Below are 17,741 nucleotides of genomic sequence, written 5' to 3'. Positions count from 1 at the left end.
TTCGGGGCGGGAAGGGGCGGGGGCGGTGGGCGTCAGCGGCCGATGCCGTAGACGCCCCGGGCGTCGTCGCGGATCACGCGACCGAGCTGCAGTTCGACGACCCGCCGCCGCATCGAGTCCACGATGGAATGGTCGTGCGTGGCCATCAGCACGGTGGTGCCGGTGCGGTTGATGCGCTCCAGCAGCAGCATGATGTCCTGGCTGGTGTCCGGGTCGAGGTTCCCGGTGGGCTCGTCGGCGAGCAGGACGAGCGGGCGGTTCACGAACGCGCGGGCGATCGCGACGCGTTGCTGCTCGCCGCCGGAGAGCTCGTTGGGCAGCCGGTCGGCCTTGCCTTCGAGGCCGACGAGCTCGAGCACCTCGGGCACGACCTTGCGGATCGTGGGCCGCGGTTTCCCGATGACCTCGAGGGCGAACGCGACGTTTTCCGCGACGGTTTTGTTGGCCAGCAGCCGGAAGTCCTGGAACACGCAACCGATGGTCTGGCGCAGGCGGGGGACCCTGCGCCGGGCGAGCTTGGCGACGTCGAAGTTCGACACCATGACCCGTCCCTTGGAGGGCACTTCCTCGCGCAGCAGCAGCCGCAGGAACGTCGACTTCCCGGAACCGGACGGGCCGATGAGGAAGACGAACTCACCCTTGTCGATCTCGACCGACACCCGTTCGAGGGCGGGACGGGTCGAGGTCTTGTAGACCTTGGAAACCTCTTCGAGCCGGATCACGGTTCGGCATACTACCCATGGGCCCCGTTAAGCCCGGGTTGCCGGTGCCTTGGGTGACCCTCGCCTCGTTCCGCCGCCGCCCGGGGGAGGTCAGGCCGCGTTCGCCTGCTTGCGCCAGCGGATCCCGGCCTCGAGGAAGCCGTCGATGTCGCCGTCGAGCACCGCGCTCGGGTTGCCGACCTCGAACTCGGTCCGCAGGTCCTTCACCATCTGGTACGGGTGCAGCACGTAGGAGCGCATCTGGTTGCCCCAGCTGGAGCCGCCGTCCTTGAGCGCGTCCATTTCGGCCCGTTCCTCCTCTTTTTTGCGCTGAAGGAGGCGCGCCTGGAGGACCTTCATCGCGGCCGCCTTGTTCTGCAGCTGCGATTTCTCGTTCTGGCAGGAGACGACGATGCCGGTGGGGATGTGGGTGAGGCGGACCGCGGAGTCGGTCGTGTTGACGCTCTGGCCGCCGGGGCCGGACGAGCGGTACACGTCGACGCGGATGTCTTTTTCCGGGATGTCGACGTGGTCGACTTCCTCGACCTCGGGCAGCACCTCGACGTGCGCGAAGGACGTCTGCCGGCGGCTCTGGTTGTCGAACGGCGAGATCCGGACGAGGCGGTGGGTGCCTTGTTCGACCGAGAGGGTGCCGTAGACGTACGGGGCGGTCACCTTGAAGGTGGCGGACTTGATGCCGGCTTCTTCGGCGTAGGAGATGTCGAAGACGTCGGTCGGGTAGCCGTGGCGTTCCGCCCAGCGCAGGTACATCCGGAGCAGCATTTCGGCGAAGTCGGCCGCGTCGACGCCGCCGGCTTCGGAGCGGATGTTGACGACGGCGTTGCGGTCGTCGTATTCGCCGGACAGCAGGGTGCGGACTTCGAGCGCGTCGATGTCCTTGGCGAGGTCGGCGAGGTCGCCCTCGGCCTCGGTCATGCTGCTGGTGTCGCCTTCGTCGGCGGCGAGCTCGTACAGGACGCCGAGGTCGTCGAGGCGCTGGCGCAGTTCGGAGACGCGGCGCAGCTCGGCCTGCCGGTGGGACAGCTGGCTGGTGACCTTCTGGGCTTCCTCGACGTTGTCCCAGAGGGTGGGGCTGGACGCCTGCTCCTCGAGCTCGGCGACCTGCGCACGCAGCGCTTCGAGGTCCATCACCGACTCGATCTGCGTCAGCTTGCCGGTCAGGTCCTTCAGTGCCGCATCGAACTCATCGCTCACGTCGGACAAGGTTACGGCAAAACCCACGACCGGTCGCGAACCGGTCGTGGGGCCGGGGCGGCGCTCAGGCCTGCGGGATCGAGTCGAGCAGCTTCAGGGCGGCCTTGGCCTGCGCCTGGGCGAACTCGGCGACCGCCTTGGCGTAGGGGCCGTCGGCGGCCTTGGTGGCGTTCTTGGCCTCCTCGAGCTGCGCCTGGTAGGTGGCGCGGGCGCTGTCGAGCAGGGCGCCGCGCTGTTTGGCGGTCAGGGAGCCGGCGTGCACGAGCCGCAGGATGAGCGGGCTGCGCAGGTGGTCGGGTCCGGCCTCGGACGTGAGCCACGTCTTGAAGGCCTTCTTGCCTGCCGCGGTGAGCACGTACTGCTGGCTCGAACGGGGTCCCTGCTTGCCGAGCCGGACGAGGCCCTCTTTCGAGAGCGCCGGGAGCTCGCGGTAGACCTGGCTGCGGGTGACGCTGAAGAAGGCGCCGAAGCGCTCGTCGGCGCCCGAGACGAGCTGCCCGCCGGTGGCGGGGCCGTCGTGGAGCAGACCGAGCAGAGCGGCGGCGGTTGCATTCAATTCGGACACCCCTCTACGGTCCCACTTATCCGCCGCTGTGTCCACAGTGGTCACGAATCAGTCCATTGTGGCCAGCGGCAACCCCTCTAACAGCCCAGTCCGCAGGTATGTCCACAGTAGACTCTGCCACGCTCCGCAACCACTGCCGAAACGATCACCGCGCCGCAACCACCACCCGAGCGACGGCCGAATGGCGCACAAAAAAGCCGGGGCCCGTGCATCCGCACGAGCCCCGGCTTTGTATCTGCGTAGCGGGGACAGGATTTGAACCTGCGACCTCTGGGTTATGAGCCCAGCGAGCTACCGAGCTGCTCCACCCCGCGTCGTGGCACCTATTTTACGCCTGGGTTTCCAGCGGGCGCAAAGCAGGTGCCGGTTACGTAACCGAGGTCACCCGCCGGGCTGGGATTGCGGTCCGCTGCTGGGCGGCGGGGTGGTCGGTTTGGCGGAGTTGTACTCCTTGGTGGCGGCGTCGAGGGCTTGGAGCGCCGCGCCTTGGTCGGCGAAGTTGCCTGACTGTTGTGCCGCTTTGAGCTTGGCGAGCGCGGCTTGGATGTCGGCGACTGCCTTGTCCATGGCCGGGTTGCTGCCGCCCGTGCTGGGCGGCGGCGCGGTGGTGCTGGTGGTCGGCGGGGTGGTGGTCGTGGTGCCGGGTTCGCCTTCCTTCGGGGTGGTGGCGGCCGCGCCGGTGCCCTTGCCGAAGACTTGGTCGAGTGCCTCGTTGAGGGTGGACGCGAAGCCGATCTTGGCTCCGTAGGAGACGAGCACGCGCGCCAGCTGCGGATAGCTGAGCTGGTTGCGCTGGCGGATGTAGACGGGTTCGACGTACAGGAATCCGTCCGCGACCGGCAGGGTGATCAGGTTGCCGTAGATGGGGATGACGTTGGGGTTGTTCAGCAAGGTCCGGTCTTGGGCGACGCGGGGGTCGCTCTGGAACCGGTTTTGCACCTGGACGGGTCCGTCGACCTGGTTCGCTCCGCTGGCCGGGGGCAGTTTCAGGACGCGGATGGTGCCGTAGTCCTGCGGATCCGAGGAAACGGACATCCAGGCGGAAAGGTATTGCCGTTGCAGGCCGGTGAGGGCGCTGGTCAGCTGGAAGGTCGGCCTGCCTTCGCCCGCCGCGTCGGCGAGGACGTAGTACCCGGGCTGGTTGGCGACGTTCGATCCGGCGGTGGTGGAGCTGCCGTCCTCGGTCGGGTCCTGCGGGACGCTCCAGAACGCCTGCTGCGCATAGAATTCCTGCGGGCTGTCGACGTGGTAGCGGGCGAGCAGTTCGCGCTGGACTTTGAACAGGTCCTCGGGGTAGCGGAAGTGCGAGCGCAGTTCCGGCGAGATCGCCGAGCTGGGTTTCACCATGCCCGGGAAGACCTTCTCCCATGCCTTGAGGACGGGTTCGTTGTCGTCGATCGAATACAGCGTGACGGTGCCGTCGAACGCGTCGACGGTCGCCTTCACCGAGTTGCGGATGTAATTGATCGAGTTGTTCGCCTGTTTGGTGACGCCGTTGAGCGAGTCGTTGGTCGCTTCGCCGAGCTGCGTCTGCTGGGCGTACGGGTAGTTGTCGAGCGTGGTGTAGCCGTCGACGATCCACTGGATGCGGCCGTTGACCACCGCGGGGTACGGGTCGCCGTCGAGGGTGAGCCACGGGGCCACCTTCGCGACGCGGTCGCGCGGTTCGCGGTTGTACATGATCTTCGAGCCGTCGCCGATGGCGTCGGAGAAGAGGATTTTCGGTTCGCGGTATTCGGCGGCGAACATCAGCCGGTTGAACCAGTTGTCGAGCGAGACGCCGCCCTTGCCCTGGTAGAGGTAGCCGCGCTGGGCGTCGGTGTCGTACTCGCCCGGGGCCTTGCCCGGGGTGCCGCCGACGATCGCGTAGTCGGACTGGTTGGTCAGCTCGCCGTAGTAGATCCGCGGCTGGTCGACCTTGATGCCCGGCTGGCCGTTGATCGAGCCGGCTCCGGTGGGGTTGGTGGTGTCGCTCGTGGTGGCGATCGGGTAGCCGCCGTCGGAGTTGGAATCCTTCACCGCACGGTCGATCGTGTTCGCCGGCGCGGCCACGAAGCCGTTGCCGTGCGTGTAGACCATGTGCTTGTTGATCCAGTTGTTCTGGTTGCCGGTGAGCCCGTCGGTCTTCATTTCCTTGGCGGCCACGATGTAGTCCTGCGTGGTGCCGCCGATGGTGTACCGGTCGATGTCCAGCTTGGACGGGAAGCCGTAGAAGTTCTCGCGGCCGACGCGCTGAGTGAAGGTGTCGCTGAGGATGTTCGGGTCGAGCAGCCGGATGTTGGAGACCGTGCCGGTGTCGGCCTTCACCGCGTCCGCGGTGGTGTCGGTCTTGCCCGGGTACTGCTCGTATTTCACGTTGGCGAGGCCGTACGCCGCGCGCGTCGCGTCCATGTTGCGCTGGATCGACGTCGCTTCCTTTTCGTTGGCGTTCGGCTTGACCGAGAACTGGTCGAGAATCGCCGGCCAGGCGACGCCGACGAGCACGCCGGAGAGGATCAGCAGGACCAGCGAAATCGCCGGCAGCTGCAGATTCCGCAGGAACGCGCCGGCGAAGAACGCGATCGCGCAGATCACCGAAATGCACAGCAGGATCAGCTTCGCCGGGAGCACCGCGTTGAGGTCGGTGTAGGTGGCGCCGTTGAACAGCGGCATGTTCCGGTCGGACAGCAGCAGGTTGTACCGGTCGAAGAAGTACTCGACCGCCTTCAGCAGCACGAAGATCCCGACGGTGATCGCGAGCTGCGCGCGCGTCGGGCCGGCCAGCTGGCCGCCGCGGCCGGCGAGCCGGATGCCGCCGAAGATGTAGTGCGCGATCAGCGCGCCGAAGAACGAGACGACGACAGCGACGAACAGCCAGCCGAGCAGCCAGTTCACGAACGGCAGGGAGAACGCGTAGAAGCCGAGGTCGATGCCGAACTCGGGGTCTTTCTGCCCGAACGAGGTGCCGTTGAGGAACAGCTGGATCGTCTGCCAGTCCCCGGTCGCCGACGCGCCGGAGATGACGCCGGTGAGCACCGGGATGCCGATGCCGAACAGCCGGATCCGGCTGACGATCACCGAGCGGTAGCGCGACAGCGGATCGTCGCGGCCGGACACCGGCACGAACACCGGGCGGGTCCGGTAGGCGATCAGCAGGCTGACCGCGAGCGCCCCGCCGACCAGCAGCCCGACCGCGAGGAAGAGCACGACGCGAGTGACCAGCTCCGTGGTGAAGACCGAGCGGGCCTGCAGTTCGCCGAACCACAGCCAGTCCACGTAGGTGTCGAGCAACCGGACGCCGGCCAGCAGGGCCAGCACGATCACCGCGGCGATGATGAGAAGGATCCGGCTGCGCCGGGACAGCTTCAGGCTCACCGGGGGCCGAGTCGCCACGGCAACGCTCCTGTCTTCGTGAACACGTTCTCCGGGGGGCAGCGGTGTCCCCCGTGACCTCTAACTCTACGGATGGTGTCGCGAGTTCCCGGGACCGCCCAAACCGGGCACGCGCGGCGCGTCGCGGGGACGCCTGACACGATGGTCGCCATGCCACCGAGTGAGCCGTCTGCCGCCCACCCTGTCGCCGGGCTGGCCCGGGAAGTCGAAGAGTTCGTCGCGGCCGCGGGCTGGAACCAGCCGCCGCAGTTGTTCGCGCTGGTGCCGACCGCGGCGCTGCTGGACGAACAGCCCGAGCTGGCCGGTCAGCTCGACCGGGCGAACCCGCTGACGCCGGTGGCCCAGGAGGCGCTGCCGGAGGGCGATCTCGCCGAATCGCTTGGCCGGATCGCGTGGCCGGAGATCGTGGTCGGCTGCGCGCTGGCGCAGGAGATCATCGTGCTGCCGCCGGACGCGGAGGCGGAACTCGAAGGAATCGCCGAAGCGGACGCCGAAAGCCTCCGCCGCGCCGCCGCGGACCACCCGCGCCGCACCGAGGCCCGGCTGGTCGCCGCCGTCCTGCGCGAAGGCGACGCGGCCTGCGTCATGCGGCTGCGCGGCGTCCAGCCGGGCGACGAGAACGAGGACGCGGTCGACGAACTGGTGGAAAGCCCGGATCTCGCGCCGAATCTGGTGGAAGCGCTGAAGACGACCTTGCAGCCCTGAGCGGCGGACCGAGGCGGCGGTTCATTCCGCCGCTTCGGAAACCGGGCGAGGTTTCCGAAGCGGCCGATGCCCGTAGCGGGCGATGTCGACCACGCCCGCGTGCGGGTCGACGAAGTGGTCGGACCATGATCTGCCGGTGCGGTGCGGACGGCTCCCTTGGAAGCCGAGGTACGCCGACACCAGGCGCGGCCCGGCTCGCCGCACCGTGGCGGGCGGCTCGGGCAACCGATGGATCTCGCGCAGCTGCCTGCCCATGAGGAGCAGCAGACTCGGCGCGGCGAGCCGGCGCGCGGGTCCGGGAAACCAGCGACGCCAGTCGACGAACAGCTGCTCGACGAGGGCGCGGCCGCCGTCGGTGAAGCCGAGCCGCTCTTCGTAGCCGTGGATCCAGTTCAGGAACTCCTGCCGACTGGGCGGGATGTCCAGGCCCAGGTACTCGCCGACGCCCCGCCAGAAGCAGTAATGCGCCAGGTCCTCGGCCTCGGTGAAGACCTCCAGTCCCAGCTCGCCGAGGATCCGGCCCGGCTCGAAGATCAGCGACCCGAGCGTGAACAGCTTGTCCTCGCCGGTGATCCCGAACCGGGCGTGGATCTCCTCCATCCGGTCGATCACCCGGCGGCCGGCTTCGCTGCTGTGCCCGTGCCGGATCATCTCGCCGAAGAAGACGAGCGTGTGGTCGTTGCGCCGCCGGACGTTCCGCATCATGTCGCCGGTGCCCGTGCGGTAGACGATCCGCGCGATCGACGGCGAAGCGACCTGGCGGGCGAACGCGACCGTGTAGGCACCGTGCACGAACATCGCGTCGCCGTACCGGACGCCCAGGCTGAGGTGGGTGATCGCCTCGTTGTCCCGTACCGGGTCGAGGGCGGCGATGGCCGCGGCGAGGCCGCGCCCGCCGGCAAGTCCGCTCATGATGCCTCCGGACTAAGTAAGAACGTCAGCGTTCCTGATTCTGCCGACTATCAACTAGGAACGCGCGTGTGTCAAGATGGCCCGGTGCCTGAAGTAGTCCGCCCCTACCGCGGCGTCAGTGCCGAAGACCGCCGCCGCCAGCGCCGGAACCAGCTCCTGGAGGCAGGGCTCGACGTGGTCGGCGAGGTCGGGGTCGCCGAAACGACGGTGGACCTCGTCTGCCGGCGGGCAGGCCTGTCGAAGCGCTATTTCTACGAGAGCTTCGCGGACCGCGAGACGCTCTTGACCGCAGTGCTGACCGGGGTTTTCGAGGCCGTCCGGGCAGCATTGGAGACGGCTCTGGAGGATGCTCCCGCGTCCGCGGAGGAGCGGATGACCCGGCTGGTCACCGCCACCGTGGAGGCCATCGCGACCGATCCCCGGGTGAGCCGGTTGTGGGTGGAAGCGAACCACCAGCCGGTCTTGGAACAACGCCGCGGCGAGGCCTACACCGAGTTCGCCGATCTTCTCGTCAGCCTCCTGCTCCCCGGGCACGAGGACGATCCGGACGCCCGGACGGCGTTCGTGCTCGTGGTCGCGGGGACCACCGAGGTGCTGCGTCGCTGGCTCGCCGCCGGTTCCCCCGGCACCACGGCGAGCATCGTCGACGTCCTGCGGCGCGTCGGCCTCGCGGTGACCAGCGAGTTCGGCTGACCAGGTCAGCAGTGCGCCGTCGGGCGACCGGCCTTCAGGTTGTCCAGCTGCTGGAGCGCGTCGTCCAGGGTGGACACCTTGATCAGGTTGAGCCCTTCCGGCGCGGCCGACTTCGCCTCGGCGCAGTTGTGCTCGGGGACGAGGAAGTCGGTCGCACCCGCTTCCTTCGCCCCGACGACCTTGAACGAGATCCCGCCGATCGGCCCGACCTGACCGGTTTCGCTGATCTCTCCGGTGCCCGCGATGTGCCTGCCGCCCGCGAGGTCGCTGCCCGGTTTCCCGGGCGGGGTGAGCCGGTCGATGATCGCGAGGGTGAACATCAGCCCGGCCGACGGTCCGCCGACGTCCTGCAGCGAGATGTCGACGGAGAACGGCGCGACCGCGCGGTCGACGGCGGTCAGGCCGAGGAAGCCCTGGGTGCGGTCGTCGCGCTGGGCGAGCGTGACCGGCACGGTGCGTTCCGGCTGGCCGAGATGCTGGAAGGTGACCTGGACGGTGTCGCCCGGCTTGGTGTTGGCGATCGACGCGGCGACCTCGCCCGCCTCGTGCACCTGCTTGCCGTTGACCGCGACGAGCTTGTCGCCCGGGGCGAGGATGTGGTCGGCCGGGCTGCCGGACACGATCTGCTTCGCGACGACCTGCACCGGGTAGCCGAGGTGGCGCAGCGCGGCGACCTGGGCGTTGCTCTGCGAGTTCTGCAGCTGCTGGATGTTCTCCTGCTTGACCTGCTCGTTCGTCTCGCCGGGCTTGTAGTACTCCTCGCGCGGCGCGAGCGCGTAGCGCCCGCTGGCCCAGAGGCCGAGCGCGGTGAAGAGGTTGATGCCGTCGTTGAGCGAGACGGTGGTCATCCGCAGTTCGCCGCTGGTGCCGTAGGTCTGCTGTCCCTTGACCTGGATCACCGGGTTGCCCGCGGCGTCGCGGCCGAGGGTGTCGTAGGTGGGTCCGGGGCTGATCGCGACGTACGGCACCTGCACCAGGAACCCGGCCACGACGAACACCAGGAACAGCACGCCGCTGACCAGCATCGTCCATCCGCGGCGGGTCATCCGCCGGTCGCTGCGGGCCGGCGCGCGCGACGGTTCGGCGCGGCGGGACTGGTTCGCGGTGTCCTCGTCCGGTTTTGTCACGAGCGACAGCGTACGGTGACTGTGTTCGCTTCCCGGTGAAGGCCACGGTTGACGCGCTGAGGCGGGTCGTACCCGCGTACGGTGGAGCTATGAGCAATCCCCCGTTCGGCTTCGGACCGCCCGATCCCGACAAGCGAGGCGACAACGACCCCTCGAACCCGGGCCAGCCCGGCGGAGCCGAGGCGTTCAACCAGCTCGGGCAGATGCTGAGCCAGCTGGGCCAGATGCTGAGCCAGGCGGGCTCGTCGAGCGGGCCGGTCAACTACGACCTGGCGAAGCAGATCGCACTCCAGAACCTGAGCGGACGGGACGACGCCAAGATCGGCTTCACGTCCGAGAGCGGCGGCGACTCCGCCACCGCCGTCCGCGACGCCGCCCACCTGGCGGAACTGTGGCTCGACGCGGCGACGATCCTTCCCGCGGGCGCGACCTCGACGGTGTCGTGGTCGGCGCGCACCTGGGTCGAGAAGACGCTGCCGACTTGGCAGCGGCTGTGCGATCCGGTGGCGCAGCAGGTGTCCGGGGCGTGGATGCAGGCGCTGCCCGAGGAGGCCAAGCAGGCGGCGGGCCCGCTGCTGTCGATGATGGGCCAGATGGGCGGGATGGCGTTCGGCTCCCAGCTCGGCAACGCCCTGGCGCAGCTCGCGCAGGAAGTGCTCACGTCGACCGAGGTCGGCTTGCCGCTCGGCCCGGCCACGACGTCGGCGCTGCTGCCGGCGAACATCGAGAAGTTCACCGAGGGCCTGGAGCTGCCGGCCAGCGAGGTGCTGGTGTTCCTGGCCGCGCGCGAGGCCGCGCACCAGCGGCTGTTCGCACACGTGCCGTGGCTGCGGCAGCGCCTGCTCGCGACGGTCGAGGAGTTCGCCCGCGGGATCACCGTCGACACCTCCGCGCTGGAGTCGCTGGCCGGAAGCATCGACCCGGCGAACCCGGCGAGCATCGAGGAAGCGATGTCGTCCGGCCTGCTGGAACCGCAGACCACGCCGGAGCAGCAGGCCGCGCTGAAGCGCCTGGAAACCCTGCTGGCCCTGGTGGAAGGCTGGGTGGACGTCGTGGTGGCCGAGGCCATCGGCGACCGTCTGCCCGGAGCCGAGGCGCTGCGCGAAACCCTCCGCCGCCGCCGCGCGACCGGCGGCCCGGCCGAGCAGACCTTCGCGACCCTGGTGGGCCTCGAACTGCGCCCGCGCCGGATGCGCGCCGCGTCGTCCCTCTGGAAGCTCGTCGGAGACCGCCACGGCCTGGAAAAGCGCGACAGCCTCTGGTCCCACCCGGACCTGATGCCGACCGCCGAGGACCTGGACGAGCCTCTGGACTTCGCCGACCGGATCTCCGAACCGGCGGCTCTCGACGCCGACCTCGACCCGATCGCGGAGCTGGAACGCACGGAGAAGGCCGAGCGGGAGGCTAGGGAGGCCAAGGACTCCGGGGACGCCGGTTCCTCGTCCGACAAGGCTCCGGAGGACGAGGGGAAGAAGGACGAAGGCAACTCGCCTTCCTAAGACCGCCTGGTCGTCTCCCACCCCGCCCGTCTAGATCCCCGCGCGGACCGTCTCACCTGGTTGAGCCGGTCCGCGCGGCGTTTGTGCAGCCAACATCCGCCCAGGACTCACTGCCCGCGCTCCCCACGCAGGTTCCTTCCACACGGTCCATCCGCCCCTGCCTCCCGCAGCTCTTCCCAGCCACTGCCTCCGCACGACTCCACCCACGGCCTCCACCCGCACCTCGCGAGCGGCTACCTTCCGCGACGTCTCTCATTACGACCTGACGCAGCTCCTCCCAGCCACGACCTCGCCCCACCACGGTCCTTCACCACACCTCGCGAGCAGCTACCTTGCGCGGCTTCTCCCACCCGCACCTCTCGCGGCTCCTCGCTGCCACGCCCGTCCACCGCACCTCGCGAGCAACTACCTTTCCGCAGCTTCTCCCACCAGCACCCCACGCGGCTCCTCCCAGCCACGACCCTCGACCACACCCCACGAGCAGCTACCTTCCGCGGCTTGCCCCACCAGGCCCGCACGCGGCTCCTCCCAGCCGCGACCGCCCACGCGCCCCTCCTCAAGTGGCCCCCGGCCTGCCCACCAGCTCCCTCCCACGGCGAAACCCACCACAGCCGCCAGCCCATCCCCCGCTTCTCCTCACCCGCCCAGCAGACCCCACTCCCCCAGCCACCCCTCCCCGAGGCAGCCGGGCAGGCCACCAACTCAGTCCTCCTCCGAAATCCCCCACCCAGCCGCCGCCGAAAGCCCTTCCAGGTACCCGATCGCCCGTTCCGTCTTCGGATACCGGTTCACCAGCGCCCAGAACGCCGCGTCGTGCCCCGGCTCCCGCAGGTGCGCCAGCTCGTGGACCAGCACGTAGTCCAGCACCCATTGCGGCACCCGCTGGAGCCGGTCGCTGACCCGGATGGTCGCGTCCACCGGCGTGCACGACGCCCACCTGGTCCGCATCGGCGGCACCCATCGCACGCTGGCCGGCAACGCTTTGCCGTCCAGGTACTTCGCCCCGAGCACGGCACAGCGCGCCAGCAACGCCGCGTCCGACGCCTTGGGCGGCGCTGTCTTCCGTCCTCCTGAGCGCAGCAGCCTGCGCTCCATCTCCGCGACCCAGTGTTTCTCTTCTTCGCGCGTCATCCGTGCCGGGATGAGGACGACCAGGGTGTCGTCATTCCAGTACGCGGTGACCGTCCGGTGCCTGCGCTGGCTGCGCCGCACCTCGACCTTGTGTTGAGAAGTGTCCGACGGGGCTTTCTCGCCCCTGCCTCTCAGGGAGGGCATCCGTGCTTCGACCACTCGACAACGGTAAGGCTCAGCACCGACAACTTGGAGCGCCGAAAGGTCACAGCCCAGACTTGTCCACAACAAGATTTCCCTGTGGACAACTCAGCTTCTCACCCATGAGTGGAGTTCCGGAGCTGCCAAGCTGACCGCATGACCCTGTCCAGTGTTCCGCCGCCGGACGTGCTCCTCCCGGCGTACCCGACGTTGCTTCCGGGCATCCACGTGCTCGAACGCGACGACAACGAGATCCAGTTCGGCCTCGACCCCCGTCACGGCATCATCGCCAACGGCCTGCCGCCGGCGATCGTCGACAACGTCCGCAGGCTCGACGGCCGGCGCGGGCTCGAGGATGTCCTGCTCGCTGTAGGCGAACACCGCGACCAGTTCCATCTGCTGCTCAAACAACTGGCCGCGCTCGGTTTGGTCACCGAAGCGGCGAAGAAGAACGCGAAACGGGTTGAGACCGGCTTGTGGTCGCTGCGTGCCCGGCACTATCAGCCAGCGCTCACCGATCGTCGTGCCCAAAGCCTCATCGCGGTCCACGGCAGCGGGCGGATCGCCGTGGCCGTCGCCGCGCTACTCGCGACGTCCGGAGTCGGGCACCTCGACATCCGCGCGTCCGGCACCGTCACCGAAGCCGATCTCGGTTCCGGGTTCACCCCCGCGGAGCTGGGCCAGCCCAGGCAGCGCGCGATCCGGACCGTCGTCGCTCGAGTCGCGCCGGACGTCATCACCGCCCGCAACCAGCGCCGCCTCCCCGACCTCGTGCTGCTCACCGACACCCTCGTCCCGCCACCCGAAGAGGTGGCCGAACTGGTCGACTCGGCCACCTCGCACCTGCCGGTCCGGGTGTGCGAGGGCACGGGCATCGTCGGGCCGCTCGTGGTGCCTGGCCGCAGCGCCTGCCTCCGCTGCTGTGACCTGCACCGGACCGACGAGGATCTGTCGTGGCCACGGATCGCGACGCAGCTGGTCGGCCGGATTCCGCGGGCTGATCTCGGCGCGGTGCACGCGTGCGCCTCGCTCGCCGTCGCGCAGGCGATGCGGCTGCTGTCTCCGAGCGAAACGCCGCCGCCGACCTGGAACGCGACGCTGGAGATCGACAACTTCGACGGGAAAGTGCACCGCCGGGACTGGGAACCGCACCCGGACTGCGGCTGCGGAGCACCGGTCCCCGTCGAGGAAGGTCCGGAAGAGGCTCCCGAGGAGGTGCTGCAGGAGACGTAGGACACACCTGGGTGCCGTCAGCAGGCTGCGGGCGTCGCGCTCGCCAAGGCAGAATCGGAGAGTGACCGACTTTCGCGACCGCACCGGAGACCGCGATTCCGCCATGCCCCGCCGCGGTGCCGCCCGTACGGCGAAGCTGGCCAGCCTTCCGCTCGGGATCGCTGGACGAGCCGTGGGCGGCTGGGGCAAGCGGCTGGCGGGGCAGAGCGCTGAGCAGGTGAGCGCGACGCTCTCGGCCAAGGCCGCGGAGCAGCTGTTCGAGGTGCTGGGCACGCTCAAGGGCGGCGCGATGAAGTTCGGCCAGGCACTGAGCGTGTTCGAGGCCGCCGTGCCGGATGACATGGCACAGCCGTACCGAGAGGCGCTCACGAAGCTGCAGTCGGCCGCGCCGCCGATGCCTGCCCGCCAGACCCACCGCGTCCTCGCTGAGCAGCTGGGCCGATCCTGGGTCGGACGGTTCGCGCACTTCGACGACGAGCCGGCCGCCTCGGCGAGCATCGGCCAGGTGCACCGCGCGACCTGGCACGACGGTCGCGAAGTCGCGGTCAAGGTCCAGTACCCGGGCGCGGACGAGGCGCTGCGCAGCGACCTGCGCCAGTTGCAGCGCTTCAGCAGGCTGTTCCAGGCGTTCGTGCCCGGAACCGACGTGAAACCGCTGCTCGCGGAGCTGGCCGAGCGGATGGACGAGGAACTCGACTACCTCGCCGAAGCCGACAACCAGCGCGCGTTCGCGAAAGCGTTCGAGGGCGACCCCGAGTTCCTGATCCCGCGCGTCGTGGCGAGCGCACCGAAGGTCGTGGTCAGCGAATGGGCCACCGGAACCCCGCTGGCCAAGATCATCTCGGACGGCGATCCGGCCACCCGCAACCTCTGCGGCCGGCTGCTCGCGGAGTTCCACTACTCGTCTCCGGCGCGGGCGCACCTGCTGCACTCCGACCCGCATCCCGGCAACTTCATGCTCACCAGCGACGGCAGGCTGTGCGTGATCGACTTCGGCGGTGTCGCGAAGCTGCCGCACGGAATCCCGCGGCATTTGGGCGAGATCACTCGGCTCGCCCTGGACGGCCACTCCGAGGAACTGATGCGGTTGTTGCGCGAAAACCGTTTCGTGCGGGCAGATTCTCCGCTGGAAGCGGACGAGGTGCTGGCCTATCTCGCGCCGTTCACCGAGCCGCTGGCCGAGCCGACGTTCCACTTCACGCGCCGCTGGATGCAACGACAGGCGGGCCGCGTCGGCGATTCGCGCAGCAACGACTTCCACGTCGGCCGCTCGCTGAACCTGCCGCCGGAGTACCTGATGATCCACCGGGTCACGGCGGGCTCGACGGGCATTCTCTGCCAACTCGACGCCGAAATCCCCGCTCGCGGCATCGTGGAACGCTGGCAGCCCGGGTTCGCCGCCTGAGTTATCCACAAGGAAGGACAACAACGCGGAGTTGTCCACAGATTGCGCGGGGTCGTTCCGCGCAGTTGATCAAGGCGTCATTCTCAAGACATGACGACTACCACAAGCACTGACTCGCTCGCTTTCGGTGACTACGTTTCGCACGGCGTACTCCATCGCCGGCACCTGCGCGTCGCCGGAATCTCCGACCGAAGAGCCGCCCAGCTCTCCGGCCCGGGCGGACCGTGGCGACAGGTGTACTCCGGCGTGTACCTCGTGCACGACAAACCTCCGAGCCGAGAAGAACTCCTGCACGCAGCCGTTGCCCGGTTCGGTCCCGGAACCGTCATCACGGGCACGGATGCGTTGTGCGCGCACGGAATCAGCCATCCGCGGACTCCGGAGATCCATCTTCTGGTGCCGCACAACCGAAGGCCGGCCAACGAACCGAGCGTCATTACCTACCGCACCGCCCGAATGCCCAAAGCGATCCTGATCGACGGCCTGCCCTACGCCAGCGCCGCCCGCGCCGCCTTGGACCTTGCCCGGCGGGAAAACGATCCGGACGAGATCGCAAGACTGGTTTCGCTGCCGCTGTATTGGGGATTAGCGGACCGCGCCGAGCTGACGACCGTACTGAACACCGGCAACCAGCGCGGCTCGGCAGCCGTACGGACAGTCCTGCGCAACCTCGACGACCAAGAAACCTTCGCGCACGGACAAGCCCTCCGGGTCCTCCAGCGAACCCCGCTGCCCACCCCGCAATGGAACGTCGCAGTCTGCGACCGCCGCGGCCGCCGGCTAGGCACCGCGGACGCGTGGTGGGACGAAATCGGCCTGGCCTGGCGCTACCGCACCTCAGCAGGCCCCGAAGATTTCAGCCACCTGGCCTTGGCCGCGACCGGCACCGTGCTGTTTCGGTGCACCCCACGCCAACTCCGGGAATCTCCGGAGGAGATGAGCACAGAACTCCTGAACGCCTACCGCCACGCGGCGCGCACACCCCGCCCCAAAGTGCGCGCGGTCTACAAGACAGGGAATGCCGCATGATCCGAATCTGAGGAAAGGCGCTGCGGAAACCGGGCTCTCATCGGGCTCTGCGGGGAAAGCGTCGCCATGCATCAGGATGTCATCGCACGAATGGTCGCGAGGGGCGTCTTGAACCGCACGCCACGGAGTCGTGGCCGGAGAGTGGTTACGCGCTTCCGAGGAGTGGCGCAGTCGTCGGCATCCGGCGAGTAGCTACTGGCACTGGCCCGGCCAACTCCGATCGCAGACTGCGGCGGGCCTCGTTCGCGAGGCCGCGCCGGTTCCGCTCGCGAGGCAGCACCGTTCCATTCGCGAGGCCGCGCCGGTTCCGCTCGCGAGGCAGCACCGTTCCATTCGCGAGGCAGCACCGGTTCCGCTCGCGAGGCAGCACCGGTTCCGCTCGCGGGGCAGCACCGGTTCCGCTCGCAAGACAGCACCGGTTCCATTCGCGGGGCAGCGCCGGTTCCGCTCGCGGGCCGTAGAGGGGCTTCTCGTCGTGGTGCAGCCATCTCAGTGCGCAGCTGGGCAAACCCAGCACTGCGTCGCGGGGATCATCGAGCGGCGCAGTGCTGGGTTTCCCTACGTACGCGACGCGGACTGGCTACCAGTACTCGTCGGGCAGCTTGCCTTCGATGTCCCTAACGTGGTTGCGCGCGCAGTCTGGGCAGAGCCAGCGCTGGTCGCCGTTTTCCTTGGTGCTTACCCAGGCCAGGGCCGCGAGCGGGTCGGTTTCGGTGGCGCGTGCTCGGCCGCACCGGGAGCAGGTGGGGGCGGGCTCGGTCATGGTCGGCGTCCGTGGTGGACGGTGCGCGCGCCGAGCAGGAAGAGGTCTCGGCGGTTGCCGAGGTAGTGGGGGCTGCCCGGGTCCAGCAGGGCGGCCAGTGTCGCGCGGTCTTCGTCCGAGAGATGGTCTGCGCCGTGGGTGGCGAGACGGGAAAGGTGGTGGTGCACGTAGTCAGCGAGCCCGTCTGGGCCCGGCGCGGGGTGGTCCACGAGTGCGCTGAAGGAGCTGACCTCGGCGAGACCGGCGCGTTCCAGCGCGACTGGCCAGCCGTAAGGCATCGGCACGGCGCCGTCGATGCCCTCTCGCATCCCGACGAACCATTCCGCCTGCGCGGCTTGCAACCGGTCCTCCAAGCCGGGTCGGCCGAGTCCCAGATCCCAAGGGAGGCAAGAAAACGACAACCCGCCCTCGGCGAGTGCGACGACGCCGCCCGGCCGCACGATCGCGGTAAGCGCGCCAATCGCGGCCTGTTGATCCGGAAGGTGATGCACGACGCGTGATGCCCATACGAGATCCGCGGCGGGCAGCAGGTCGGGCAAAGCCTGGTCGGCGAGGTCGGCGACGATCGCGCGGACTTCGACCATCGCGTCGGCTGCCGCGGGATGGCCACCAGGCAGCGCAGCATGGCCGTTACCCGGATGCGCGGCGGCGCGTACGGTGCGCTCGGCCTCGTGCAGGAGTTCGGGTGTCGCGTCGACCAGGACGATGGTGCCGCCGTTTTGGGCGGCCAAGGCGCGGGCGAAGTGGGTGCTCATGCCGCCGGCTCCGCAGCCTAGGTCGAGCACCGTCGGGTTGGCGGGGAGTTTCGCGGCCAGGCGTGCGGCGATGGCGGCGTGGGCGGGAGCGTCGAGGGTGTCGGCTGCGCGGAGGAGAGCCAGCCGGTCAGCCCAGTCGATGTGGTCGTGCGTATGTCCGGACACGGGCTCATTGAACACCTGCCCACGGTTCACGCACGAGAACGAGCCTGGGCTGTCCCCCGACGGACCTTCCAGGCTCGTTCCAGCGAAGTCGTGCTCTCGACGGACCCGGTCGCGCCGACAGGCGACCCGAGCTGCCTCGATGCCGCGCAACCCGGGCCGCGCGGAATCGGGGCAGGGAGCCGAGCCCGGGCAGCCGGTACCTGCCGGCCAGGACTGGAGGCAATCTTGGTCGCAGGCAACGGCTGCCGGACGAAGCGGCCGGTCAGGCAAGAGCTCGGGAGGAACCCCGGGCCTGCCGGTTCCGCGATTAGTTCGGTGGCTGGTATCGCT

At 69.0% G+C, this 17,741-nt stretch carries 15 protein-coding genes and 1 tRNA gene; 6 read left to right on the top strand and 10 right to left on the bottom strand.

What is annotated here, in order from left to right:
* Nucleotides 1–32: 32 nt before the first annotated feature.
* The 5 genes from ftsE to L942_RS12100 all read right to left on the bottom strand — a co-directional run bounded on the left by ftsE (nucleotide 33) and on the right by L942_RS12100 (nucleotide 5,835).
* The gene (ftsE, locus tag L942_RS12120; protein WP_037359040.1) at nucleotides 33–722 is read right to left on the bottom strand and encodes a cell division ATP-binding protein FtsE; all 690 of its coding nucleotides are present in this window, start codon (nucleotides 720–722) and stop codon (nucleotides 33–35) included.
* A gap of 90 nt (nucleotides 723–812) precedes the next feature.
* Entirely contained in the window at nucleotides 813–1,916 is a 1,104-nt protein-coding gene (gene prfB / locus L942_RS12115; RefSeq protein ID WP_037359037.1) for a peptide chain release factor 2, read from the bottom strand.
* Between the two features lie 64 nt (nucleotides 1,917–1,980).
* Nucleotides 1,981–2,481 (bottom strand): PadR family transcriptional regulator, encoded by a 501-nt coding sequence (locus L942_RS12110; RefSeq protein ID WP_037359035.1) that lies wholly within the window; start codon nucleotides 2,479–2,481, stop codon nucleotides 1,981–1,983.
* Nucleotides 2,482–2,721: 240 nt separating this feature from the next.
* Nucleotides 2,722–2,795 (bottom strand) — tRNA-Met (locus tag L942_RS12105).
* Between the two features lie 67 nt (nucleotides 2,796–2,862).
* A complete protein-coding gene (locus L942_RS12100; protein ID WP_200862787.1) occupies nucleotides 2,863–5,835 on the bottom strand; it encodes a UPF0182 family protein in 2,973 nt (990 codons plus the stop codon).
* Between the two features lie 168 nt (nucleotides 5,836–6,003).
* Between L942_RS12100 and L942_RS12095 the strand changes: the two genes are divergently transcribed.
* On the top strand, nucleotides 6,004–6,558 hold the full coding sequence (locus L942_RS12095; RefSeq protein WP_037359097.1) for a PPA1309 family protein: 555 nt from the start codon (nucleotides 6,004–6,006) through the stop codon (nucleotides 6,556–6,558).
* A gap of 21 nt (nucleotides 6,559–6,579) precedes the next feature.
* Here L942_RS12095 and L942_RS12090 read toward each other — a convergent pair whose 3' ends face one another.
* Nucleotides 6,580–7,470 (bottom strand): oxygenase MpaB family protein, encoded by an 891-nt coding sequence (locus L942_RS12090; RefSeq protein ID WP_051165895.1) that lies wholly within the window; start codon nucleotides 7,468–7,470, stop codon nucleotides 6,580–6,582.
* A gap of 84 nt (nucleotides 7,471–7,554) precedes the next feature.
* Here L942_RS12090 and L942_RS12085 point away from each other — a divergent pair, with 84 nt between their 5' ends.
* Nucleotides 7,555–8,163: a TetR/AcrR family transcriptional regulator gene (locus tag L942_RS12085; RefSeq protein WP_051165894.1), complete on the top strand. Its 609-nt coding sequence runs from the start codon at nucleotides 7,555–7,557 to the stop codon at nucleotides 8,161–8,163.
* A 5-nt stretch (nucleotides 8,164–8,168) separates the two neighbouring features.
* Here L942_RS12085 and L942_RS12080 read toward each other — a convergent pair whose 3' ends face one another.
* The gene (locus tag L942_RS12080) at nucleotides 8,169–9,188 is read right to left on the bottom strand and encodes a YlbL family protein (RefSeq protein WP_106964878.1); all 1,020 of its coding nucleotides are present in this window, start codon (nucleotides 9,186–9,188) and stop codon (nucleotides 8,169–8,171) included.
* A gap of 191 nt (nucleotides 9,189–9,379) precedes the next feature.
* Between L942_RS12080 and L942_RS12075 the strand changes: the two genes are divergently transcribed.
* Nucleotides 9,380–10,789 (top strand): zinc-dependent metalloprotease, encoded by a 1,410-nt coding sequence (locus L942_RS12075; protein WP_037359027.1) that lies wholly within the window; start codon nucleotides 9,380–9,382, stop codon nucleotides 10,787–10,789.
* 702 nt (nucleotides 10,790–11,491) lie between these two features.
* Here the strand turns inward: L942_RS12075 and L942_RS12070 are convergent.
* Nucleotides 11,492–12,001, bottom strand: a complete 510-nt coding sequence (locus L942_RS12070; RefSeq protein WP_037359024.1) for a M48 metallopeptidase family protein — start codon at nucleotides 11,999–12,001, stop codon at nucleotides 11,492–11,494.
* A gap of 216 nt (nucleotides 12,002–12,217) precedes the next feature.
* On the opposite strand from L942_RS12070, the gene L942_RS12065 reads away from it, so the two are divergent.
* The 3 genes from L942_RS12065 (at nucleotide 12,218) to L942_RS12055 (ending at nucleotide 15,728) form a co-directional block, all read left to right on the top strand.
* Nucleotides 12,218–13,294: a ThiF family adenylyltransferase gene (locus L942_RS12065; protein ID WP_037359022.1), complete on the top strand. Its 1,077-nt coding sequence runs from the start codon at nucleotides 12,218–12,220 to the stop codon at nucleotides 13,292–13,294.
* 103 nt (nucleotides 13,295–13,397) lie between these two features.
* Complete coding sequence (locus L942_RS12060; RefSeq protein WP_440201310.1) at nucleotides 13,398–14,699, top strand: ABC1 kinase family protein; 1,302 nt, start codon at nucleotides 13,398–13,400, stop codon at nucleotides 14,697–14,699.
* A 246-nt stretch (nucleotides 14,700–14,945) separates the two neighbouring features.
* A complete protein-coding gene (locus L942_RS12055) occupies nucleotides 14,946–15,728 on the top strand; it encodes a hypothetical protein (RefSeq protein ID WP_440201309.1) in 783 nt (260 codons plus the stop codon).
* A 580-nt stretch (nucleotides 15,729–16,308) separates the two neighbouring features.
* Here the strand turns inward: L942_RS12055 and L942_RS42835 are convergent.
* Nucleotides 16,309–16,491 (bottom strand): hypothetical protein, encoded by a 183-nt coding sequence (locus tag L942_RS42835; protein ID WP_081655034.1) that lies wholly within the window; start codon nucleotides 16,489–16,491, stop codon nucleotides 16,309–16,311.
* Complete coding sequence (locus tag L942_RS12050) at nucleotides 16,488–17,411, bottom strand: class I SAM-dependent methyltransferase (RefSeq protein ID WP_106964875.1); 924 nt, start codon at nucleotides 17,409–17,411, stop codon at nucleotides 16,488–16,490. The genes L942_RS42835 and L942_RS12050 overlap by 4 nt, the downstream gene beginning before the upstream one ends.
* Between the last annotated feature and the right edge of the window lie 330 nt (nucleotides 17,412–17,741).

The sequence above is a fragment of the Amycolatopsis orientalis DSM 43388 genome, from assembly GCF_000411975.1.
Taxonomy (GTDB): domain Bacteria; phylum Actinomycetota; class Actinomycetes; order Mycobacteriales; family Pseudonocardiaceae; genus Amycolatopsis; species Amycolatopsis orientalis_D.
This window is presented reverse-complemented; position numbering and strand designations above follow the sequence as displayed.